This is a genomic window from Kribbella yunnanensis, from assembly GCF_039529655.1.
GTDB lineage: Bacteria > Actinomycetota > Actinomycetes > Propionibacteriales > Kribbellaceae > Kribbella > Kribbella yunnanensis.
Genome location: NZ_BAAANF010000009.1, coordinates 303,588 through 325,179, shown reverse-complemented (window position 1 = coordinate 325,179; position 21,592 = coordinate 303,588). Strand labels below are relative to the sequence as shown.

Below are 21,592 nucleotides of genomic sequence, written 5' to 3'. Positions count from 1 at the left end.
GTGGGGGTGTCGAAATGGAGGGTTGTCGTACGACGTGTTGGTGGGAGCGCGGAGGGGCCGCGCGGTAGGCGAGGAGTGGTGATGGGCGTTTCGGTGTTGTTGATGTCTGTGTCGGTTGACGGGTTCATTGCGGGTCCGAACGATGTGCCGGGGAATCCTGGTGGGGACGGGTTCATGCGGTTGCACGACTGGTACCAGCGGGCGGATGGGTCGTTCGGTCGGCCGGATGGACCGGCGGGCGCGGTTTGGGACGAGATGCACGACACGGGCGCGGTGTTCGTCGGGCGTCGTACGGCGGAGCAGGTGGATTACTACGGCGGCACGCATCACGGCGTACCGCTGTTCGTGCTCACGCGTCGGGAGCCGGATCCGCAGTTCCCGCAGGTGCACTTCGTGAGTGATGTCGCGGAAGGCATGGCGGCGGCGAAGGCTGCGGCTGGTGAGCGGGACGTGTTGGTGCACGGGGCCGAGGCGGCGCGGACCGCGTTGGAGGCCGGCGTACTCGATGAGTTGCAGATCGATCAGGTGCCGGTGTTGCTCGGGGCGGGTCGGCGGCTGTTCGACGTACTGCCCGAGCGCATCGAGCTGGAGATTGCGCGGGTGATCGACACGCCGGCTGCGACCCACGTCCGGTATCGCGTGGTCAGGTGAGTAGCGGCTGCACGGCGGTGAGGAACTGCGTCATCGTGGCGTCGACATTCTTGTTGCCATCAGCAAGCAGTATGGCGACGGAGACATTGCTGCCGACGACCAGCAGGCTGGTGTGGTCGGGCATTTGACCGCGATGACCGTAGGACGGGAGAAGCGGTGGGAACTGGTGCTCGAAGAGCATCGTGCCGAGACCGTACTGGCCCATGTTGGGCGTCATCTGGTCGACCAGCTCCTGCGGTATGACGTGGCCGTAGTACAGCTGGTATCCCCAGAGGGCGACGGTCGGGGCGTCGGCGGCGAGCCCGGCGTTCGCGGCGGACAGGCTGGCGACGGCCCGGCATGGGAGGTAGCCGTCCGGCGGACCGCAGACCGGATTGGTGTCCTCGGCCACCGGCGGTTGCGGCTTCTCGCCGTCCTGGAAGGCCGCGTGCTTCAGGCCGGCGGGGGTGGCGAGGTCGCGGCGCAGGACGGTCGCGAGCGGTTTCCCGGTGACCTTCTCGATCAGCAGACCGAGCAGCTGGAAGCTGGGGTTGCTGTAGTTGAAGGTGCCCGGGGCGCCGACCGGCGCGGAGTCGTAGCCGAGCGCCTGCTCCGGCGTCCAGTGCTTGGCCGGCCCCGCCTTGATCACCTGGTCCATCCGGCTGTAGTCGCCGGGCAGATAGTTCGGTACGCCGGAAGTCATCGACAGGTGTTGTCGGACGGTCGCGCCGTTCGCGGTCAGCTTGTGTTTCACGTACGTCGAGAGCGGCGCATCGAGGTCGACCTTGCCGGCCTTGACCAGCAGCATGATTTCGGCGGCCACGAACGTCTTCGTGATACTCGCGACGCCCATCGCGGTCGTCGGGCGGAGCGGCGTACCGACGGCGTCCTTTCCGGCCGCGCCCGACCACGTCCACTGATGGCCGACCACTGCGGCCGTCACGCCGCGGGCACCCGACTCGAGGGCCTGGTCGGCCACGATCTTGTCGAGAGCAGCCTGCAGCTTCGCAGCCTTGTCCGGCGCGAGGGTGGCCGTCGCGGCCTCCGGAAACTCCCAGTCCCCGGTCGTTTCCCCCGCCCCCGGCTCTCCGTCCCCCGCGCAAGCGCTCAGCGCCACCAGCAGAACTGCGATCGTCCCCCAGAGTTTCATCGTCCGATGATCCCATTCAACGGGTCATGGTCCAGTCGACTGTGCCCGCCAGGGCAGCGAACTCCTGGATCGACCGGGAGCGGCGGGAGGCGAGCCAGGCCAGGCAGACCTTGTTGAGGGCGATGTCGTTCACCGGTACGGCGCTCACGTCCGCGCGCTGATAGAACCTCGCCACCGACAGCGGCAGGATCGAGACGCCACGACCGCTCGCAACGTGTTCCAGCTTCTCCTCCACACTGGTCATTTCGGAGAAGCGGCGCGACCGGCTTGAGCGCAGCTCGACGGCGATGTCGCGCCACTCCGGGACCTGGTCGGGGTGCTGCATGAGGTGCTCGTCGGCGAGATCGCCGATGTCGAGCGACGGCTTGCCCGCCAGTCGGTGGTCGGCGGGCAGCATGGCGAGGCGCGGTTCCTCGAACAGCGGCCGGATACTCAACCCCCGCTGCTCGACCGGCAGGCGCACCACGCTCACGTCGGCGCGGCCGTCGTACAGGACCTGCACCTGGTCGAAGGTCGTCGTCCGGAGTACCTCGACCTCGAGGTCCGGGCGGAGCGCCTCGAACGCCCGCACGGCCGGAGTCACGGTGATCCCCGGCATGAAGCCGATCGTGAAGGTCCGCGGACCGCGCGCGGCTTGGGCGACCCGCCGCTTGAGCGCCTCGGCCGAGCTGAGCAGTGGACGGGCATCGTCGAGCAGTTGCCGGCCTGCCGCGGTCAGCTCGGTGGAACGCTTGGTGCGGGCGAAGAGCTGCGCGCCGAGCTCGTGTTCGAGGGCGCGGATCTGCCGAGACAGCACCGGCTGGGCAATGTGCAGGCGCTCCGCCGCGCGCCCGAAATGCAGCTCCTCGGCGACAGCGACGAAGTACCGGAGCTTGCGGAGATCGACATCCATAATACCTTCAGGGTATTACAGAGCGCGAAACAGGTCTTGGACCGCGAGCACCGCGCGGGCGCATCGTGGCAGGGAATCCACACCAGGAAAGGCGAATCCTCATGACCCTGCACGACCAGCGCGTCGTCCTCCTCGGCGGTACGTCGGGAATCGGGCTGGCCACCGCCCGGCTCGCCGCCGACCAGGGCGCGACCGTGATCGTTGCCTCCAGCAACCCAACCTCGGTCCAGCGGGCTCTGGCCGAGCTGCCCGCATCGGCCATCGGCTCAGCCGTCGACCTGACCGACCCGGCGGCTGTCGAAGCGTTCTTCGCCGGGCTCGATCCGTTCGACCACCTCGTCTACACCGCCGGTGAAGCGCTCAGCCTGCTCGAGGTCCGGTCGCTCGACCTCGTCCGCGCCCGGCAGGCCTTCGAACTCCGGTACTTCGGCGCCCTCAGCGCGATCCACGCCGCCGTACCGAAGATCCGCGCCGGCGGTTCCGTCGTCCTCACCAGCGGCACCGCGGCCGACCGTCCCCTACCCGGCTGGTCCGTCGCGGCCAGCATCTGCGGCGCCGCCGACTCCCTCGTCCGCGCCCTCGCCGTCGAACTCGCGCCGATCCGGGTCAACGCCGTCAAACCCGGCGTCGTCCGAACCCCCTTGTGGCCCGACGGTTTCGACTACGACGCCGCCGCCGAATCCCTCCCGGTCGGCCGCATCGGCGAACCCGAAGACATCGCCGAGGCCTACGTCTTCCTGATGAACCAGCCCTACGCCACCGGCTCCATCGTCACCGTCGGCGGCGGCAACGTCCTCGTCTGACCCGAACCACCCCGAGCACGAACCAGTCCCCCGCGCCCCCGATCCGCGACCAAACCAACACACCTCGCCCCCTTGAGCACGACTCAACCACCCGCCCCCACCCAACCCGGTCGGCCGGCGCCCAAAGTGACGATCGGTGCCCAAGGCAGCTCGCCGCGAACACCTTGAGCACGGATCAGTCGCCCACGCGGACACAACCTGGTCGACCGGTGCCCAAGGCAGCTCGCCGCGAACACCTCGAGCACGGATCAGTCGCCCACGCGGACACAACCTGGTCGACCGGTGCCCAAGGTGACTCGGCGGGGTGGCCATTGCCGTTCGACGGATATCCACCTCGTACGGCGAGCCGGGTGCGCCTGGGCGCAGATCCTCCCCGAACCAGTTTGGGGTGGATACCGGACACATCCGGGGGGCCGATCGTCCCCAAAGCGGTTTGGGGTGGGATGGGGCCGCTCCCCGAACCGGTTTGGGGTGGTTGGCGGACGCATTCCTCCCCGGATCGGTTGGGGAGGGATTGTCTGCTTCCCGAAGCGGTTTGGGGAGGGGCACGACGGGCTGGGGCGGCTGGGGGATTGCTTAGTCCTGGACGGTGTAGAGGGTGTTGTTGTCGGGGTCCTGGAAGGTGAACATGGGCGGGATGCCGGGCCAGGAGAGGAGGTCGCCGACGGTGACCTTGTTGTCGGTGAGGTGTTGGTGGGTGGCGGCGGCGTCGGGGGTGCCGAGGCGGATGCCGGTGTCGAGGCCGGTCTCGGTGGCTGGGGTGAGGGCGAGGCTGGCGCCGCTGGGGGCGGCGACGACGATCCAGCGGCCGCCTAGTTGGGGCAGCGGGGTGTCGGCGACCAGGGTGAAGCCGAGGGTCTTGGTGTAGAACTCCAGGGCTCGGTCCTGGTCGGTGACCGGGATGCCGACGGTGTGGACACTCGTGAAGTGGGTCATGGTCTCTCCTCGGGGTGAAAAGTGCTTTCACTCAGGAGGTAGAGACCGCTCCCGAGATTTCGACATCGGCGGGCAAAGGATTTTCGAGCCCGTACAGCACGAGGTACTGATCCGGCGTGTCCAGTACGGCGAGCACCTCGTGTCGAACCGTCAGAATCCCGAGCACCGGGTGGTTGAGCCGCCGTACCCCGGACACGTGCCGCCTCACATCCCGCCGCGGCCACCGCTCGGCGAACTCCGGAATCGCGAGCAGTTCCTCGACCAGTACGGCGTACTCCGGATCGTCGACGAGATGTCCGGCGGCGGCGCGGAGGTGGGCGACGACGTCGTCCGCGACCTCGTCCCAGTCCAGGTAGAGCTCGCGGGCCGCGGTACCGAAGGCGTAGCGCGCATTGTGCGGTCGCGGCCCCGACGAGAAGCGCCCGGGGAACAGGAAGGCGGCCGCGTCGTTCCAGGCCAGTACTTCGCCGATCCGGCCGAGTACCACCGCCGCGGTCGGGACGACGAGGAAGTTCATCGTGCGGAGCGCCGACTCCGACACGGTCTGCGCCTCGATCGCGGGCGTCTCCGCGTCGGCGGCCAGGGCCTTGAGGTGATCGGACTCGTCATCGGTCAACCCGAGGGCGCGGATCAGCGCGTCGAGCACGCTGTCCGACGGGTGCGGGGCGCGGCCCTGTTCGAGCCGCGTGTAGTACCCGACGCTCACCCCGGCCAGGTCGGCCAGCTCCGCGCGCCGCAGACCGGGCGTCCGGCGCGGCTCGTCGGCGGCCGGAGGCGTCAGGCGCCCACGGCGCTCCCGCAAGAACTCGCCCAGCTCCCGCCGCCTTGCCGATCGCACCTCGTCCTCCAACCTGGGTGTCCCTGTCAGGTCCCCCCAGCAACCTTGGGCAACCTGATCCGCGGGTCCACGGTAGTAGTTGTGCCTCTTCGACGTTCCGCGACGACCGCAGCTGCCTTGTCCTTCTTCCTGATCACGCTCAACGCCTCGACGGTCACCACGGCGTTGCCGGTGATCGGACGCGACCTCAACGCGCACGCGGGACTGGCCTGGGTACTCACCGGCTACTCGCTCGTCTTCGCCCTCGCGCTGCTTCCGGCCGGGGCGTGGGCTGATCGAATCGGTGCCCGGCGAGCGTTCGTGGCCGGGCTGACCTTGTTCGCCGCGACTTCCGCGGTTTGCGCGCTCGCCACCGACCTCACGATCCTGCTCGCGGCACGCGCGGTCCAAGGAGTCGCGGCAGCCGTCATCCTGCCGTCGGGTCTGTCGATGCTCAACGCGACCCATCCCGAACCGTCGGAGCGCGGGAAGGCAATCGGCCGCTGGAGCGCGGCCGGCGCGATCGCCCTGGTCATCGGCTCGCCGCTCGGTGGAGCGATCACCTCGGCGATCGGCTGGCAGGGCACGTTCTGGATCAACATCCCGCCCACCCTGCTCGCCTTGGCCGTCGCCCTCGGCGTCCCCGCTGCACCGCGACCACAGCCGGTACGGCGGACGTCGTACCGGGAGCTGGTCACCGCGCCGGCGGTCGTGCTGAGCTCGGCAACCGGGTTCGCGCTGAACTTCGCGACGTACGGGACGATCTTCGTCGTGACGCTGTTCCTGCAGCAGGACCGCGGTCAGTCCGCGTGGGTGAGCGGCCTGGTGTTCATCCCGATGACCCTGCTCATCATCCCAGCGAACCTTCTGACCGGCCGCCTGGCCGCCCGATTCGGGATCCGGCGAACCTTCCTACTCGGTCAGTTCCTGATGGCCGCCGGACTGGCCGGTCTGCTGCTCGGCGGTCCGGCCTGGGCCTTCGCCCTCTGGCTCCTCCCGCTCGGCATCGGCGGCGGCCTGATCGCGCCGACCACCACCTCCCTGATGCTCAGCGGCCTACCGCCAACCCACAGCGGCTTCGGCGCCGGCCTCCTCAACGCGATCCGCCAACTCGGCAGCGCCGCGGCCCCCGTCGTACTGGCTCCACTCGGCTTCCGGATCAGCATGATCCTGTCCGCGATCGTCATCGTCGCGCCCGCACTCCTCGGAAGGAAGCAATGCCTACCGTCGTCCTCCCCAACGGCCGATTCCACTACGAGGACGCCGGCGGCCACGGGCAGCCAGTCCTAGCCCTACATGGCGTCTTCGGTCGCGGCCAAACCTTCGCCGCCCTCGCCGAACGGCTGCAAACGCAACCGCGGCGTCTGGTGGGCCGTGAGCTGTCCGGTGTTGTTGCTACGGGCAACTAACGGCTTCCTGTTGTCCGTGGCGCAGGCGGACGAGATGGTACGACGGCGGCCGGGCACCGGGCAGGTGGTGTTCGAGGGCAGCGGGCACTGGATTCATCGAGAAGGCCCGGACGGTTGTGGTGCTGCCGTCCGGGTCTTCTTCGGTGGAGCTGCTACTTCGCGACGACTCGGAGGGTGAACTCGCCCTCGAAGTTGCCGGTGTTGCGGGCGACCATGCCGGCCGAGCGGAGTGCCTTCACGTCGGCGTTGGACTTCTCGCCCATCGCCTCGAGGGCGCCGTTCAGGCCGTCGAAGTCGACGTAGGCGATTCCCGTGGCGCCCGACACGTCCGGGAGCGCGAGCTTGAAGCTCTCCGAGTTGCCGAGGTTGCCGTTCTCGAGGATCTTGGCGGCGTACTCCTTGTCGGTCGAGACGACCAGGGTGTCACCGTCCTTGGCGGTCTCGATCGGGACCTGGACCGGCGACTGCTGCCGCAGGAGCGTGGTCAGCTTCGCGATCACCGGCTCGGCCTTGGCCGGGTCGGTTTCCAGGCGGGCGGCGATCTTCGGGCCGGCCGAGGCGTCCTTGTCGACGACGAGCGACAGGTTCTTGCCGAGCAGGGCCTTCAGGTCGTCCGGCAGCTTCAGGCCGGTCTGCTCCGCGAAGCCCTGGACGATCTCGCCGATCTCACCGGTCTTCTCGAGGTTCTTCCACAGCGTGTCGATCGACGAGTCGACCCCCGACACGCTGATCGCCGCGGCGGTCGTGTCCGGCAACTTGGTGACGAGCTCGCTCGCGTCGGACGCCTTCGCCACGATCTCCTGGTCGGCGCGGACGAAGCCCTTCAGCTCGACGTACTGCGCGTCGAAGCGCAGTGCCGCAGCCATGCTGCCGTTGCCGATCGGGTTGACCTTGGCCGGTCCCATCTCACCGACCACCTTGGTCAGACCGGCGAAGTCCGCCCACAGGGTCGCGAAACCCGGCTCGCCGAGCTTCTCCAGATCCGCCTTGTACTGCGTGTTGTCCGCCAGCGGGCTGGTCTTCGCGGTCGCGATCGCCGAGTCGAGCTCGGGCTTGGTCTCGGCGACCACCATGTAGCCGTCGGTGAACGCGTAGACGGGATCGTCGGCCTCCTTGGGCCCCTTCTCCATCGCCTTGGCGGCGGCCTTCTCGTCCTTCACCTGCACCGCGAAGACGAGACTCGGCTCCTTCTTCTTGGCATCAGCGGGCGGCAGTGCGGCCAGACCGATCCGGTCGCCGAGCCACGGCTCGACGTCCTTGGCGTAGTCGACGTCCTTCAGGTCGTCGTCATCGGCCTTGATCGCCTCGAAGATCTTCTGCCGCAGGTCGTCCTTGTCGCCGGTCAGCTTCAGCTTGTCCTTGGCGGACGGGAACTTCATCAGGAACCGCAACGCGGCGAGCTTCTGGCCGGCCGACGGGTTCAGATCCACCCGCAGGTAGCCGATCGCCGTACCGGGCAGCACGGTGTCCGGCTGCTTGCCGCCGTTGAGCTTGCCGTAGGCAAAGATTCCGCCGCCGGCGACGACCAGCACCATGGCCAGGGCCGCGACGATCGGAATCAGCTTGCCCCGCTTGGGCTTCGGCGCCTCCGGCTGCCATCCGCCGCCCATCTGCACCTGCTCATAGGGAGCATTCGGTGCCTGGTACTGGGCCTGATTCTGGGGCGGGTACTGCGCACCACCCTGACCCGGGAACTGCGGGCCGGGCGGAGTGTTCTGGTCAGACATCAACTTCCCCCTCGTACGGACCGGTGGCCTCACCCACCGGACCAGGACACCCTAGTGCACCGGCGGGTGGCCTTCTGACGCAACAGGTTTCGAACCGGTTGCATCTGGTTCGGAGCGCCACGTCGTGGCCGAAATCACCGCTGCAGCAAGCGCCGCACCGACCAACCAGGCCACCGCAGGCGTCCACGTGTGCAGCTCAAGAGGTGCCGCAACGAGATCACCCGGCTTCGCCGCCTGGAGCCGATCGTTCAGCGAGTCGTGCCCCAGCAGCATCCCGACACCCCACGACACCCCGGAGCCCAGGCAAGCACCCAGTACGACGATCGCCACCGACCACGGGCCGTAGTTCCGCAGCCACCAGAACAGCGCGCCGCCGAGCAGAAAAGCAGCCACGAACCCGATCGCGGTGAACGTGCCGTCCGGCCCGAACACCCGGGTCATCTGCTCCTCCCCCAGCGCCCCACCCTGCTCGTCCACCGTGTACTGCGCGAGCGGCGAGAACTGCTGCCAAGCCCACCCGCCGACCACCCCGGCCACCAGGAACACCACCACCGTGACCAGAATCGCCTTGGCCCACGGCATCTCCGGCTCCGGCGCCGGCGGCGCCGCGAACGGATTCATCGACGGCGGCGCAATATAAGGCCCCGGCTGTCCGTACACCGGCCGCGGGGGCAAGGAGTCACTCACCTCGACAGTGTGCCGTATGCCTGGTCGTCCCGCTCCAGCACCCATCCAGCGAGCCGCGGACCAGACGTCTCACGGGCGCTCAAGGAGCACGGCAGGCACTCGGCTGACCGTCTCGATGCGCTCGCTGAGTCGTGGGGAAATACGGCCGGCAACGTCGAGGACGCGAGCATGCTCTGCCGCCAGATCCCAGCCGTGGATCGGCTCGTGATGCGCGATCCGGTTTCGCAGACGTCGAAGCTCATTCAGCTCGGAATGCAAGCGGGCTCGGCGTACTGGGCCGTCGAATGCGTGCTGAAGGCACGGCTGCCACAGGCGACGGTTGTACTCGTCCGAGAGGAGCGACCACCAGAAGCCCAGCATGAGCTCGGCAACCACCTTGCCGTGAAGCTCAGACTGTCCACCTCGGGCCGCATTACTCCGCGCCACTTCTACCTTGCGGCGAGTTGGTGGGGTCAGCGGTACCCGAAGGTCGCGGTACCACGGCAGTTCGGCTCCCAACGCGGTGGCCCAAGACGCCAACTGTCCGTCCATCGCATTCCGAAGCCCGACCTCGACGTAATGCAGGACCTCCTGGAACGCAGCGCTGACTTGAGCGTTCCAGTGATAGAGGTGATGAGCGCCGGTGAGGCTTCCGTCGGTGGCGAGCAGGTATGGCCCGAGTCGAGCCTCGGACAGGAGACTTTCGAGCGTCCAGGGCAGCCTACGCGGGGTCTGAGGCTGCAATCGATACTCGCTGTTCATCACATCTGTACCTTTTCGGACACCGAGCCGCGCTGATATGCTGGCTCTGCACGAGAGCCCCGGGAATCACGGTGTACCGGCTTAGGCCAGGGAAACCCCCCGGGGCCTTTGCATGTCCAGCCCCTTTCCTCCATTTCCCTTCCCCTCCCCTCGATCGCTACCCAGCCAGGCAGGAGGGGCCGAGCAGGGCCTTCAGGTCTGCCATCAGGGACGAGGTGGGGGTGACGCGGAAGCGGTCGCCGATCCGCATGACGGTGGTCTTCTGGCGGGCTTCCAGGCGGAGCTGGACCTCCGTCATACCGGGGTGGGACTGGAGGACGTCGCGGAGTTGGTCGACCACGGGCTTGGTGCAGCGGGTGACCGGCATGGTGATGACGACTGGGCCGCTAGGGCCTTCGGTGAGGTCGGGGACGACGACCTCGTCGCCGCTCAGCTCGACGCGGTCCTCGCGACGGCGGATCCGGCCCTTCATCAGGATGATCGCGTCGTTGCTGAGCAGGTGCGCGTGCAGCTGGTACGCCGAGGAGAACATCATCACCTCGATCGAACCTTCGAGGTCCTCGATGGTGACGATCGCGTAGATGTCACCGCGCTTGTTCACCTTGCGCTGGACCGCGGTGACCAGGCCGCCGATGGTGACCCGGGTGCCGTCGGGGCGGTCCTCGTCACCGAGAAGCTGCCCGATCGTGCAGTCGGTGCCGTTGGTGAGCACGTGCTCGACGCCGAACAGCGGGTGGTCGGAGACGTACAGACCGAGCATGTCGCGCTCGTGCGCGAGCTTGGTGGCCTTGTCCCACTCCTCGATCTCGGGCACCCGCACCGACAGCCGGCTGTTCACCTCGCCGTCGGCACCGGCCGGCTCCTCGTCGCCCATCGAGAACAGGTCGAACTGGCCGTGCGCCTCGTTCCGCTTGAGGTCGATGGCTTCGTCCACCGCCTGCTCGTGGACCGCGACGACCGCTCGCCGGGCGTGGTTCATCGAGTCGAACGAACCGGCCTTGGCCAGCGACTCGATGACGCGCTTGTTGCAGACCGGCAGCGAGACCTTGTCGATGAAGTCGACGAAGTCGGTGAACCGGCCCTTCTCCTCGCGGGCCGCCACGATCTCGGCCACCACGTTGACGCCGACGTTCCGGATCCCGGACAGGCCGAAGCGGACGTCGGTCCCGACCGGCGTGAAGTTCGAGTCGGACTCGTTCACATCCGGCGGGAGCACCTTGATGCCCATCCGGCGGCACTCGTTCAGGTAGATGGCCATCTTGTCCTTGTCGTCCTTCACGGACGTCAGAACGGCAGCCATGTACTCGGCCGGGTAGTTCGCCTTCAGGTACGCCGTCCAGTACGAGACCAGCCCGTACGCCGCGGAGTGCGCCTTGTTGAACGCGTAGTCGGAGAACGGGAGCAGGACGTCCCACAGCGCCTTGACCGACTGCTCGGAGAAGCCGTTCGACTTCATGCCCTCGGCGAAGCCGACGTACTCCGCGTCCAGCACCTCGCGCTTCTTCTTACCCATCGCCCGGCGGAGCAGGTCCGCCTTGCCCAGCGAGTAGCCGGCCAGGCGCTGGGCGATCTCCATCACCTGCTCCTGATAGACGATCAGGCCGTAGGTGATGCCGAGGATCGGCTCGAGGGCGACCGCGAGCTCGTCGTGCGGGTAGCTGATCTCCTGCTGCTTGTTCTTCCGCAGGGCGTAGTTGGTGTGGCTGTTCGCACCCATCGGACCCGGCCGGTAGAGCGCGCCGACCGCGGAGATGTCCTCGAAGTTGTCCGGCTTCATCAGTCGCAGCAGCGCCCGCATCGGGCCGCCGTCGAACTGGAAGACGCCGAGGGTGTCACCGCGGCCGAGCAGCTCGAAGGTCGGGCCGTCGTCGAGGGTCTGGGCCAGCTCGTCGAGGTTCAGGCTGATCCCGCGACTGGCCTCGACGTTCTTGACCGCGTCGTCCATGATCGTCAGGTTGCGCAGACCCAGGAAGTCCATCTTGGCCAGGCCGAGCGTCTCGCAGCTCGGGTAGTCGAACTGGGTGATGATCTGGCCGTCCTGGTCGCGGCGCATGATCGGGATCAGGTCGATCAGCGGCTCGCTGGACATGATCACGCCGGCCGCGTGCACACCCCACTGGCGCTTCAGGTTCTCCAGGCCGCGGGCGGTGTCGACGATCTTGCGGACGTCCTGGTCCTGCTCGTACAGCTGGCGGAACTCGCCGGCCTCGGAGTAGCGCTTGTGGCCGGTGTCGAAGATCCCGGACAGCGGGATGTCCTTGCCCATCACCGACGGCGGCATCGCCTTGGTGATCCGGTCCCCCATCGCGAACGGGTAGTCGAGCACCCGGCCGGCGTCCTTGATCGCCTGCTTGGCCTTGATCGTTCCGTAGGTGACGATCATCGCGACCCGGTCGTCGCCGTACTTCTCGGTGACGTAGCGGATCACCTCGGGGCGGCGGCGGTCGTCGAAGTCGATGTCGAAGTCGGGCATCGACATGCGTTCCGGGTTCAGGAAGCGCTCGAAGATCAGACCGTGCTGGAGCGGGTCCAGGTCGGTGATCCGCATCGCGTACGCGCACATCGAACCGGCGCCGGAGCCACGGCCCGGGCCGACCCGGATGCCGTGCTCCTTGGCCCAGTTGATGAAGTCGGCGACGACCAGGAAGTAGCCCGCGTACCCCTTCGAGGTGATGACCTCGATCTCGTACTCCGCCTGCTTGCGGACGTGGTCCGGGACCCCGGCCGGGTAGCGCTTGTGCAGCCCGGTCTCGACCTCGGCGACGAACCAGGACTCCTCGTTGTGCCCGTCCGGGCAGGGGAAGCGCGGCATGAACCGGCCCTCCCCCTCGGTGAAGCTGACGTCGCACTGCTCGGCGATCAGCAGCGTGTTGTCACACGCCTCGGGGAAGTCCTTCCAGACCTCGCGCATCTCGGCCGCGGTCTTCACGTAGAACTCGTTCGCGTCGAACTTGAACCGGTTCGGGTCCGACAGCGTCGAGCCGGACTGCACACACAGCAGCGCCGCGTGCGAGGTGGCGTCCTCGGCCTTGGTGTAGTGCAGGTCGTTGGTGGCCACCAGCGGCAGCCCGAGCTCCTTGGCCAGCCGTAGCAGGTCGCCCTGGATGTTTCGCTCGATGCCGAGACCGTGGTCCATCAGCTCGCAGTAGAAGTTCTCCTTGCCGAAGATGTCGCGGAACTCCGAGGCCGCCTTGATGGCCTCGTCGTACTGACCCAGGCGGAGCCGCGTCTGCACCTCGCCCGACGGGCAGCCGGTGGTCGCGATCAGGCCCTGGCCGTACGTGTTCAGCAGCTCGCGGTCCATCCGGGGCTTGAAGTAGTAGCCCTCGAGACTCGCGAGCGAGCTCATCTTGAACAGGTTGTGCATACCGGAGGTGTTCTTCGCCAGCAGCGTCATGTGCGTGTACGCACCCGAACCCGAGACGTCGTCGCGGCCCGAGTTCGCATCGCCCCACTTGACCCGCTTGCGCTCGGTCCGGTGGGTGTGCGGCGTCAGGTACGCCTCGACGCCGATGATCGGCTTGACGTCGTACTTCTTCGCGGTCTTCCAGAACTCGTACGCCCCGAAGACGAAACCGTGGTCGGTGGTCGCGATCGCCGGCTGGCCCATCTCCTGGGCCGTTTTGAACAACTCGTCGATCCTTGCCGCGCCATCCAGCATCGAGTACTCGGTGTGCACGTGGAGATGCACAAAACTGTCGCTGGACCCCATATCGGCGCGGACCTCCCAGGGCGTGAGTGAACGGGACGAGGAGCAGCCTAGTTCGCCCCTCAGACAGTTTCCGAATGGCGCACCGGCCGTGGAATCGCCTGCCCGGTATCCGGTCGTGGACGACACCAGTTCCGCACCAGTCAGTCGAGTACGGCGGTCGCCTCGACCTCGACCATCAGGTCCGGCTCACCGAGGCCGCCGACGCTGATCAGGGTGATGGGTTTGACCGGATCGACGCCGAGAATCGCCGCCGCACGCGCAACACCCTCCCCGAGCAGCGGGAACTTCTCCGGGCTCCAATCGACGACGTACACGGTCAGCTTCGCCACGTCGTCGAACGAGCCGCCGATCTCCTTCAGCGCGTTGCCGATGTTCAGGTAGGCCTGCTCGACCTGCGCGATGGACAACTGCCGGTAGACGTCGGGCTTGGGCAGGCGTTCGGGGTTGATCAGCGTGACGGCCATGACGGGCTCCGCACGCGGCAGCCAGTCACCCTGCGATCGCTGGTCGACGGCACCGGGGTGTCGACGATGGCCGTCTACACCTATTTCGACGGCATCGACGGCCTCTGGAAGGCCGTGCGGCAGGAGGGCTTCACCCGGCTCGCGGCCGCCCTCACCGAGCTCACCCACACGACCGACCTGGTCCGGGACCTCGCTGCCCAGACCTGGGTCGTCGGCCACGGCCTGGCATCCCTCACGGTCATCGGCCCACTACCACGCGAGGCCCTCGCCTACGCCGTACCAATGCTGACCGCCCTCTTCACCCAAGCCGGCGACACCCGCGCACACCAGTCAGTAGCAGCAGGATGGACGCTCTGACCCGTCAGCTTCCGGCCAGGAAGACCCGCGGCAGTCAATGCGGCCGAAGAATTGCGGGATGAGCGAGTTGACCTGTTGGTACTGCGGGCGCCGACCGGCAGTGCCCGCGGTTGTTCACTACGTGCCGCTCAAGCGCGACGAGAAGGAGCTGCCGCTCATCGTGGCGACCATCACGACCGGGCAGGTTGTCGAGGTCACGGTTCCCCGCTGCCGACCGTGCTGGTGGTCCAACCTCATCTACTACGCCTTCATGAAGCTGAGACAGTTCGCGCTCGGGATTCTCGTCATCATGCTGGTTGCGGACATCTGGATCACCATCGACCGTCGAAGCTTCGCGTGGTTCTTCGAGGGCGGTTACACGGTGGCTCTGGCGGTGTTCGGCTTCTGGGCCGCCGTCCTGCTGCCGCTGTGGACCTTCATCAGGCTGCGTCCGCGCCGCGGCCCGCACGAGTACCCGCCGGTCGCGGAGTTGCTGAACGACGGCTGGATCCTCGGGCGCCTGACCGATCTGCCGTGGGATCACCGGTGAGGTCGAACTATTGACATGATGTTGTCAATACGACATGATGTTGTCATGACCGAGAACAGCGCCACCACCGTCCACGTCGCCGTCTACGACACCTACTCCGACTGGGAAGTCGGCTACGCCACGTCCCACATCAACGGGCCGAGCTGGCAGCGGAAGCCCGGCCGGTACGTCGTCCGCACGGTCGGCGCGAGTCTCGATCCGATCCGGACCAGCGGCGGCATGCGGGTCCTGCCGGACGTGACGCTCGACGAGCTGACACCGGCCGAGAGCGCGATGCTGATCCTGCCGGGCAATGACCTGTTCCCGACTCCGGCGTACGAGCCGTTCATCGCGAAAGCCCGCGAGTTCCTGGCGGCCGACGTACCGGTGGCTGCGATCTGCGGGGCGACTGGCGGGCTGGCGATGGCGGGGTTGCTGGACAACCGCGCGCACACCAGCAACGCGCTCGAGTTCCTGCAGAGCCTCGGGTACGGCGGCTCGGCGTTCTACCGCGATGAGCTCGCGGTGACCGATGGTCCGCTGATCACCGGGAAGGCGCAGGCGCCGGTCGAGTTCGCCAGGGAGATCCTGGCGAAGCTCGAGGTGTACGAACCCGCCGTGCTCGACTCCTGGTACAAGCTGTACGGCTCGAAGGACCCGGCGGGGTTCTACGAGTTGATGTCAGTGTGAGTCGGCGAGCTTGTCGAGGGCCTGGTCCAGGTCCTCGGGGTACTGCGAGGTGAACTCGACGTATTGCCCGGTGCCCGGGTGGTCGAAGCCGAGCCGCATGGCGTGCAGCCACTGCCGGCTGAGCTGCAATTTCTCGGCCAGCACCGGGTCGGCGCCGTACGTGAGGTCGCCGCAGCACGGGTGACCGATCGCGGACATGTGGACGCGGATCTGGTGCGTGCGACCCGTCTCGAGGGTGATCTCGAGGAGGGTCGCGTACCGGAAGGCCTCGAGCGTCTCGTAGTGCGTGACGCTGGGCTTGCCGCCCGCGATGACACCGAACTTGTAGTCGTGGTGCGGATGCCGGTCGATCGGGGCGTCCACGGTGCCGGTGAAGGGGTCGGGGTGACCCTGGACCAGCGCGTGGTAGATCTTCTTGACCGTCCGCTCCTTGAAGGCACGCTTCAGGACGGTGTACGCGTACTCCGTCTTGGCGACGACCATCAGGCCGGACGTGCCGACGTCGAGCCGGTGCACGATGCCCTTGCGCTCGGCGGCACCGCTCGTGGAGATGCTGAAACCGGCGCCGGCCAGGTGACCGATCACGGTCGGACCGGTCCAGCCCGGGGACGGGTGCGCGGCGACACCGACCGGTTTGTCGACCACGATGATCTCGTCGTCGTCGTACACGATCCGCAGGTTGTCGACGGTCTCCGGTACGACGGTCACCTCGGCCGGCGGCGGTGGGAGCTCGACATCGAGCATCACGCCGGCGGTCACGCGCGAGGACTTGAGCGCGGTCGAACCGTCCATCTGGACCAGGCCGGCCTCGATCATCTCGGCGGCCTTGGTGCGGGAAACGCCGAACAGGCGGGACAGCGCGGCGTCGAGCCGCTCACCGGCCAGGCCGTCCGGGACCATCAGGGTGCGGGAGCTCACTTGCGCTGCTCCTTGGTGCCGTCGAGTCGGATGCCGCGCAAGGTCTGGATCACCAGCAGGATCGCGGCCGAGGTGACGGCCATGTCCGCGACATTGAAGATCGCCCAGTGCGGCGTCTGCAGGAAGTCGACCACATGTCCGTGGAACGGCGACGGCGCGCGGAAGATCCGGTCGGTGATGTTGCCGACCGCGCCACCGAACAGCAGCCCGAACGCAACCGCCCACCCGACCGAACCGAGCCGGCGGGACAGGTAGACCACGCCGATCGCAATCACGATCTGGATCGCGCTGATCACCGGCGTGTACCCGGCACCCAGGCTGAACGCGGCACCCGAGTTCCGGATCAGGTTGAACCGCAGCAGGCTGCCGATCACATCCACCGGCTCCCCCGGCGTCAAATGCGCCAACGCCAAAGCCTTCGTCAACTGATCAAGCCCGAGCACCACAATCCCGGCAACCGCGAACAACACCATCCACTTCCGCGACCGGACGACCGGTGGTGCGGTGTCTTCAGGAGACGACGGAGAACCGGCCGAGTCGAGGTCGGCCGGTTCTGGGGTGGTTTCGTCGTTCAGCGACGTTCTTCGCGTTCTTTGCATGAGACGCACAGTGTCGCACGCGGGAATGCTTGCAGCCGACCCTTGCCGATGGCCTTGCCGCAGGACTCGCAGACGCCGTAGGTGCCGTCCTCGATCCGGGACAGGGCGCGCTCGTCCTGGTCGAGCATGTCGCGGGCGTTGTTGGCCAGGGACATCTCGTGGTCGCGCTCCAGCGTCGTGGAGCCGACGTCCGCCTGGTCGTTGCCGGCGCCGTCGCCGCCGTCACGGAGCAGGCCGACGATCTCCTGCTCGGCGCTCTTGATCTCGTCGCGCAGGTGCACCACGTCGGCTTCCAGCTCGGCCCGGAGCTCGGCCAGCTCGGCCGCGGTCCACGGAGTCTCGCCGTCCTTCACCGGGAGGGTGTCGGCCTTGTGCACCGGCGTCTTGGCCGGCGCTGTCGCCGGTGTCCGGTTCTCGTTCGTCTTCATGGCCACCCTCTTCTTCGCCGGTGCCTTACGGGTCGTCGTCGTTGACTCGCTGGTTCCCGAGGCACTCTTCTTGGCCGCGGTCTTGCGTGTGGGGGCGGACTTCCTGGGAGCCGTAGCCATGGGCAGCTACCCCCTCTTGTCGGAGACTGAAGCGGACTGGTCGCCAGACACTAGGCCAGCTCGCCGAGCCTGGCCAGTCCGACGCGCAGACCGTGGACATACGGTAGTCGCTTCTTCAAGTTCACTCGATGTTCCGCGCGTCACAGCCGGATCTCAGCCGTCACCCTCGGTGACATTTCCATGAACATCACGAAGCATTCTCACGGCTGTACCCCTCAACAGCCACTCATTAACGATTCGTAGTTGCCTGGTACGACGCCGTACACTGAGGACCGCGAGCAGCAAGGCAGTGATGGGGCCATCACCCCGGAGCCGCCGGAAGAACAGTCCGTGGCGACCTATTAGAACCGGCAGCGGCGCGCGAAGGAAGTGGGTGACTACCCCTTGAACCATCGAGGGGGTCGCCAAGGAGGGTGGTACCGCGCGGTGCCCGGCCGGAAGGCCCCGGGCATTCCGTCCCTCGTCGAGCAGTCAACGGCGACGAAGGAACGGAACAATGGCGGCAGAGAACCCCGGAACCGGCTGGCGGCAGGTCCCGGCACAGGTTGACTTCCCCGCGCTGGAGCGCGACGTGCTGACCCACTGGGACGAGCACGACACCTTCGCCAAGAGTCTCGAGCAGTCCGCCGGCGGTACGCCGTGGACGTTCTTCGAGGGTCCCCCGACCGCGAACGGGATGCCCGGCACGCACCACATCGAGGCCCGCGTCTTCAAGGACGTCTTCCCGCGCTACCGGACCATGAAGGGTTTCTCGGTCGAGCGCAAAGCCGGCTGGGACTGCCACGGCCTGCCGGTCGAGGTCGCGGTCGAGAAGGAGCTCGGCTTCAACGGCAAGAACGACATCGAGGCCTACGGGATCGCCGAGTTCAACGCCAAGTGCCGCGAGTCCGTGCTCCGGCATGTCGACGCGTTCGCCGAGCTGACCACCCGGATGGGCTACTGGGTGGACATGGAACACCCGTACCGGACGATGGACCCGGAGTACGTCCAGTCGGTCTGGTGGTCGCTCAAGCAGATCCACGACAAGGGTCTCCTGGTCGAGGACTACCGCATCACGCCGTACTGCCCGCGCTGTGGCACCGGTCTGTCCGACCACGAGCTCGCTCAGGGCTACGAGACGGTCGTCGACCCGTCGGTCTACGTCCGCTTCCCGCTCACCTCGGGCCCCCTGGCCGGTACGGCGTCGCTGCTCGTCTGGACGACGACCCCCTGGACCCTGGTGTCCAACACCGCCGTCGCCGTGCACCCCGACGTCCAGTACGTCGTCGCTACCGACGGAACCGAGTCACTCGTGGTGGCCGAGCCGCTGCTCGACCGCCTCGGTGAGGGCTGGACCGTCACCGGCCAGTACGTCGGCCGGGACATGGAGCGCTGGACGTACCAGCGGCCGTTCGAGCTGGTGGAATTCCCCGAGCCGGCGCACTACGTCGTACTGGCTGAGTATGTGACCACCGAGGACGGCACCGGTCTGGTGCACCAGTCCCCCGCGTTCGGTGCGGACGACCTCATCGTCTGCCGTGCGTACGGTCTGCCGGTTGTGAAGCCCGTCGAGGCCGACGGCACGTTCTCCGCGGACATCCCGCTGGTGGGCGGCCAGTTCTTCAAGAAGGCCGACGCGGACCTGGTCAAGGACCTGGACGCCCGCGGTGCGCTGTTCAAGCACGTGCCCTACGAGCACCCGTACCCGCACTGCTGGCGCTGCCACACGCCGGTCATGTACTACGCGCTCCCCTCCTGGTACATCCGCACCACCCAGGTGAAGGACGCACTGCTCCGGGAGAACGAGAAGACCAACTGGTACCCGGAGTCGGTCCAGTGGGGCCGGTACGGCGACTGGTTGCGCAACAACATCGACTGGGCCGTCTCCCGTTCCCGCTACTGGGGGACGCCGCTGCCGATCTGGCGGTGCGAGGAGGACCACCAGGTGTGCGTCGGCTCGCTGGCCGAGCTCGGTGAGCTGGCCGGGCAGGACCTGAGCGCCACCGACCCGCACCGGCCGTACGTCGACGACATCACGTTCGCGTGCCCGACCTGTGGCGGCGAGTCGCGCCGGGTCGCCGAGGTGATCGACGCCTGGTACGACTCCGGCGCGATGCCGTTCGCGCAGTGGGGCTACCCGTGGGCGGACGGGTCGAAGGAGAAGTTCGAGAAGGCCTACCCGGCCGACTTCATCTCCGAGGCGATCGACCAGACCCGCGGCTGGTTCTACACACTGATGGCGATCGGCACGCTGGTGTTCGACGAGTCGTCGTACCGCAATGTCGTCTGCCTCGGGCACATCATGGCCGAGGACGGCCGGAAGATGTCCAAGCACCTCGGCAACATCCTGGAGCCGATCCCGCTGATGGACGACCACAGCGCGGATGCGGTGCGCTGGTTCATGGCCGCCTCCGGGTCGCCGTGGAAGGCGCGCGGTATCGGGCCGAACGTGCTGAACGAGATCGTCCGGAAGGTGCTGCTCACCTACTGGAACACGGCCGCGTTCCACTCGCTGTACGCGCGGCTGGCCGACTGGTCGCCGTCCGACGTGCCCCCGGTGGCGGAGCGCTCGGTGCTGGACCGCTGGCTGGTGAGCGAGACACACCGGCTGGTCCGCGACACCGACGAGGCCTACGCGGCGTACGACACGCAGAAGCTCGGTCTGCTGATCAACTCGTTCGTCGACACGCTCTCGAACTGGTACGTCCGGCGGTCGCGGCGGCGGTTCTGGGCCGGTGACTCCGGTGCGCTGGCGACGCTGCACGAGACGCTGGACGTGCTGACGCGCGTGATGGCACCACTGACGCCGTTCGTGACCGAGCGGGTCTGGCAGGACGTGTTCCGGCCGGTCACGCCGTCACTGGCGGAGTCCGTGCACCTGTCGCAGTTCCCGACGTACGACGCTGAACTGATCGACGACGTACTGGCGCAGCACGTGTCGATGGCCAAGCGGGTCGTCGAGCTCGGCCGGTCGGCACGGGCCGAGGCCAAGGTCCGGACGCGGCAGCCGCTGTCCCGGGCGCTGGTCGGGTCGGCCGCGATCGCGGATCTGTCACCGGAGCTGCTGCAGGAGATCGCGGACGAGCTGAACGTCGGCTCGGTCGAGCCACTGTCGTCGGCGGGTGCTGACCTGGTCGAGTTCTCGGCGAAGGGCAACTTCCGCGAGCTCGGCAAGCGGTTCGCCAAGCAGACCCCGGTGGTCGCGGCCGCAATCGCCGCGGCGGATGCGGCTCAACTGGCGGCTTCGCTCAAGGCCTCCGGTACGGCGGTTGTCGTGGTCGACGGCGCGGATGTCGAGGTGACCGAGGCCGACGTACTGCTGTCCGAGCGGCCGAAGGAAGGCTGGTCGGTGGTGAACGAGCAGGGCGAGACCGTTGCCCTCGACCTCGAAATCACCCCGGAGCTCAAGCAGGCCGGCCTCGCCCGCGAGGTGGTCCGTACGTTGCAGGAGGCCCGCAAGACGGCCGGCCTCGAGGTCTCCGACCGCATCAAGGTCTGGCTCACCACCACCGACGCCGAACTGGCCGATGCCCTAGGCAAACACGGCGAGGACCTCGCCAAGGAAGTCCTCGCCGTCGAGCTCACCCACTCCACCCCCGCCGACCCAGCACCCCTTGCCACCGGCACCGAGCCCGACCTCAACCTCACCTACTGGCTAACCAAGGCCTAACCCACCCCCCACCCCGCTCTCCCCGCCGACTGTCAAATGGGGTTAGCGGGGTGGGTGGGCCGTGCGTGTGCGGAGGACGGGTTGGCTCGACCCAGCGCCCCCAGCTCAGTGGTTATCCCCTCAGTTGGGGGGTTGCCCATCGAGAATCTGAGTGGGCAACCCCCCAACTCGATAGGCAACCCGAAGACCCCGCGGCCGAGGAGGACCGGTCTCCGGACGTTCGGACGTTGGGGAAGTCAAGGGAACGCCGCTGCCGAATCCCCTCCCCAAACCGGTTCGGGGTGGATCCGCGACGGATTCGGGCGGTGGATCCTCCCCACATCCCCTCGCGGACGGTGCGATGCCTCCCCAAACC

The 21,592-nt window shown here is 67.6% G+C and carries 19 protein-coding genes; 7 read left to right on the top strand and 12 right to left on the bottom strand.

The window, feature by feature from the left end:
• The first annotated feature begins 102 nt into the window (after positions 1-102).
• Entirely contained in the window at positions 103-651 is a 549-nt protein-coding gene (locus tag ABD231_RS14970) for a dihydrofolate reductase family protein (RefSeq protein WP_344150921.1), read from the top strand.
• Here the strand turns inward: ABD231_RS14970 and ABD231_RS14965 are convergent.
• Both ABD231_RS14965 and ABD231_RS14960 read right to left on the bottom strand, forming a co-directional pair.
• Entirely contained in the window at positions 644-1,780 is a 1,137-nt protein-coding gene (locus tag ABD231_RS14965) for a serine hydrolase domain-containing protein (protein WP_344150918.1), read from the bottom strand. The two genes, ABD231_RS14970 and ABD231_RS14965, sit on opposite strands and share 8 nt — an antisense overlap.
• A gap of 16 nt (positions 1,781-1,796) precedes the next feature.
• Positions 1,797-2,672 carry a LysR family transcriptional regulator gene (locus ABD231_RS14960; protein WP_344150915.1) on the bottom strand — a complete coding sequence of 292 codons (876 nt, stop codon included), beginning with the start codon at positions 2,670-2,672 and terminating at the stop codon, positions 1,797-1,799.
• 101 nt (positions 2,673-2,773) lie between these two features.
• Here ABD231_RS14960 and ABD231_RS14955 point away from each other — a divergent pair, with 101 nt between their 5' ends.
• Positions 2,774-3,475 carry an SDR family oxidoreductase gene (locus ABD231_RS14955; protein WP_344150912.1) on the top strand — a complete coding sequence of 234 codons (702 nt, stop codon included), beginning with the start codon at positions 2,774-2,776 and terminating at the stop codon, positions 3,473-3,475.
• Positions 3,476-4,051: 576 nt separating this feature from the next.
• Here the strand turns inward: ABD231_RS14955 and ABD231_RS14950 are convergent.
• Together ABD231_RS14950 and ABD231_RS14945 are read right to left on the bottom strand one after the other, a co-directional pair.
• Positions 4,052-4,411, bottom strand: coding sequence for a VOC family protein (locus ABD231_RS14950; protein WP_344150909.1), 360 nt, complete (start codon positions 4,409-4,411; stop codon positions 4,052-4,054).
• A gap of 31 nt (positions 4,412-4,442) precedes the next feature.
• Positions 4,443-5,249 (bottom strand): helix-turn-helix transcriptional regulator, encoded by an 807-nt coding sequence (locus ABD231_RS14945; protein WP_344150906.1) that lies wholly within the window; start codon positions 5,247-5,249, stop codon positions 4,443-4,445.
• Between the two features lie 81 nt (positions 5,250-5,330).
• Here ABD231_RS14945 and ABD231_RS14940 point away from each other — a divergent pair, with 81 nt between their 5' ends.
• On the top strand, positions 5,331-6,518 hold the full coding sequence (locus ABD231_RS14940) for an MFS transporter (protein ID WP_344150903.1): 1,188 nt from the start codon (positions 5,331-5,333) through the stop codon (positions 6,516-6,518).
• A 271-nt stretch (positions 6,519-6,789) separates the two neighbouring features.
• Here ABD231_RS14940 and ABD231_RS14935 read toward each other — a convergent pair whose 3' ends face one another.
• From ABD231_RS14935 to ABD231_RS14915, 5 genes are all read right to left on the bottom strand, one after another.
• Positions 6,790-8,364, bottom strand: coding sequence for a DUF3352 domain-containing protein (locus ABD231_RS14935; protein ID WP_344150900.1), 1,575 nt, complete (start codon positions 8,362-8,364; stop codon positions 6,790-6,792).
• Between the two features lie 51 nt (positions 8,365-8,415).
• Positions 8,416-9,051, bottom strand: a complete 636-nt coding sequence (locus ABD231_RS14930; RefSeq protein WP_344150897.1) for a hypothetical protein — start codon at positions 9,049-9,051, stop codon at positions 8,416-8,418.
• 69 nt (positions 9,052-9,120) lie between these two features.
• Positions 9,121-9,795, bottom strand: coding sequence for a hypothetical protein (locus ABD231_RS14925; RefSeq protein WP_344150894.1), 675 nt, complete (start codon positions 9,793-9,795; stop codon positions 9,121-9,123).
• A gap of 154 nt (positions 9,796-9,949) precedes the next feature.
• The gene (dnaE, locus tag ABD231_RS14920; protein WP_344150891.1) at positions 9,950-13,504 is read right to left on the bottom strand and encodes a DNA polymerase III subunit alpha; all 3,555 of its coding nucleotides are present in this window, start codon (positions 13,502-13,504) and stop codon (positions 9,950-9,952) included.
• Between the two features lie 140 nt (positions 13,505-13,644).
• Complete coding sequence (locus tag ABD231_RS14915) at positions 13,645-13,968, bottom strand: RidA family protein (RefSeq protein WP_344150888.1); 324 nt, start codon at positions 13,966-13,968, stop codon at positions 13,645-13,647.
• Between the two features lie 66 nt (positions 13,969-14,034).
• Between ABD231_RS14915 and ABD231_RS14910 the strand changes: the two genes are divergently transcribed.
• Genes ABD231_RS14910 through ABD231_RS14900 form a run of 3 tightly spaced genes read left to right on the top strand, consistent with a single transcriptional unit; the run spans position 14,035 to position 15,523 of the window.
• Entirely contained in the window at positions 14,035-14,325 is a 291-nt protein-coding gene (locus tag ABD231_RS14910) for a hypothetical protein (protein ID WP_344150885.1), read from the top strand.
• Between the two features lie 58 nt (positions 14,326-14,383).
• Positions 14,384-14,854, top strand: a complete 471-nt coding sequence (locus ABD231_RS14905) for a hypothetical protein (RefSeq protein ID WP_344150882.1) — start codon at positions 14,384-14,386, stop codon at positions 14,852-14,854.
• Positions 14,855-14,899: 45 nt separating this feature from the next.
• Positions 14,900-15,523, top strand: coding sequence for a type 1 glutamine amidotransferase family protein (locus ABD231_RS14900; protein ID WP_344150879.1), 624 nt, complete (start codon positions 14,900-14,902; stop codon positions 15,521-15,523).
• On the opposite strand, the gene ABD231_RS14895 is transcribed toward ABD231_RS14900, so the two are convergent.
• From ABD231_RS14895 to ABD231_RS14885, 3 genes are read right to left on the bottom strand one after another with little or no spacing between them, the layout of a single operon-like run.
• Entirely contained in the window at positions 15,515-16,423 is a 909-nt protein-coding gene (locus ABD231_RS14895) for an RluA family pseudouridine synthase (protein ID WP_344151230.1), read from the bottom strand. The genes ABD231_RS14900 and ABD231_RS14895 overlap by 9 nt on opposite strands.
• Before the next feature lie 14 nt (positions 16,424-16,437).
• The gene (gene lspA, locus ABD231_RS14890; protein ID WP_344150876.1) at positions 16,438-17,040 is read right to left on the bottom strand and encodes a signal peptidase II; all 603 of its coding nucleotides are present in this window, start codon (positions 17,038-17,040) and stop codon (positions 16,438-16,440) included.
• Entirely contained in the window at positions 17,013-17,468 is a 456-nt protein-coding gene (locus tag ABD231_RS14885; RefSeq protein WP_344150873.1) for a TraR/DksA family transcriptional regulator, read from the bottom strand. Before ABD231_RS14885 ends, lspA begins: the two co-directional genes overlap by 28 nt.
• Before the next feature lie 616 nt (positions 17,469-18,084).
• Between ABD231_RS14885 and ileS the strand changes: the two genes are divergently transcribed.
• Positions 18,085-21,237 carry an isoleucine--tRNA ligase gene (gene ileS, locus ABD231_RS14880; protein ID WP_344150870.1) on the top strand — a complete coding sequence of 1,051 codons (3,153 nt, stop codon included), beginning with the start codon at positions 18,085-18,087 and terminating at the stop codon, positions 21,235-21,237.
• Positions 21,238-21,592 lie beyond the last annotated feature (355 nt).

Bases quoted from the DNA above. Each gene is read 5' to 3' on its own strand.
- ABD231_RS14970 (WP_344150921.1), top strand. From the start codon at position 103: ATGTCTGTGTCGGTTGACGGGTTCATTGCGGGTCCGAACGATGTGCCG.
- ABD231_RS14965 (WP_344150918.1), bottom strand. From the start codon at position 1,780: ATGAAACTCTGGGGGACGATCGCAGTTCTGCTGGTGGCGCTGAGCGCT.
- ABD231_RS14960 (WP_344150915.1), bottom strand. From the start codon at position 2,672: ATGGATGTCGATCTCCGCAAGCTCCGGTACTTCGTCGCTGTCGCCGAG.
- ABD231_RS14955 (WP_344150912.1), top strand. From the start codon at position 2,774: ATGACCCTGCACGACCAGCGCGTCGTCCTCCTCGGCGGTACGTCGGGA.
- ABD231_RS14950 (WP_344150909.1), bottom strand. From the start codon at position 4,411: ATGACCCACTTCACGAGTGTCCACACCGTCGGCATCCCGGTCACCGAC.
- ABD231_RS14935 (WP_344150900.1), bottom strand. From the start codon at position 8,364: ATGTCTGACCAGAACACTCCGCCCGGCCCGCAGTTCCCGGGTCAGGGT.
- dnaE (WP_344150891.1), bottom strand. From the start codon at position 13,504: ATGGGGTCCAGCGACAGTTTTGTGCATCTCCACGTGCACACCGAGTAC.
- ABD231_RS14915 (WP_344150888.1), bottom strand. From the start codon at position 13,968: ATGGCCGTCACGCTGATCAACCCCGAACGCCTGCCCAAGCCCGACGTC.
- ABD231_RS14910 (WP_344150885.1), top strand. From the start codon at position 14,035: ATGGCCGTCTACACCTATTTCGACGGCATCGACGGCCTCTGGAAGGCC.
- ABD231_RS14905 (WP_344150882.1), top strand. From the start codon at position 14,384: ATGAGCGAGTTGACCTGTTGGTACTGCGGGCGCCGACCGGCAGTGCCC.
- ABD231_RS14900 (WP_344150879.1), top strand. From the start codon at position 14,900: ATGACCGAGAACAGCGCCACCACCGTCCACGTCGCCGTCTACGACACC.
- ABD231_RS14895 (WP_344151230.1), bottom strand. From the start codon at position 16,423: ATGGTCCCGGACGGCCTGGCCGGTGAGCGGCTCGACGCCGCGCTGTCC.
- lspA (WP_344150876.1), bottom strand. From the start codon at position 17,040: ATGCAAAGAACGCGAAGAACGTCGCTGAACGACGAAACCACCCCAGAA.
- ABD231_RS14885 (WP_344150873.1), bottom strand. From the start codon at position 17,468: ATGAAGACGAACGAGAACCGGACACCGGCGACAGCGCCGGCCAAGACG.
- ileS (WP_344150870.1), top strand. From the start codon at position 18,085: ATGGCGGCAGAGAACCCCGGAACCGGCTGGCGGCAGGTCCCGGCACAG.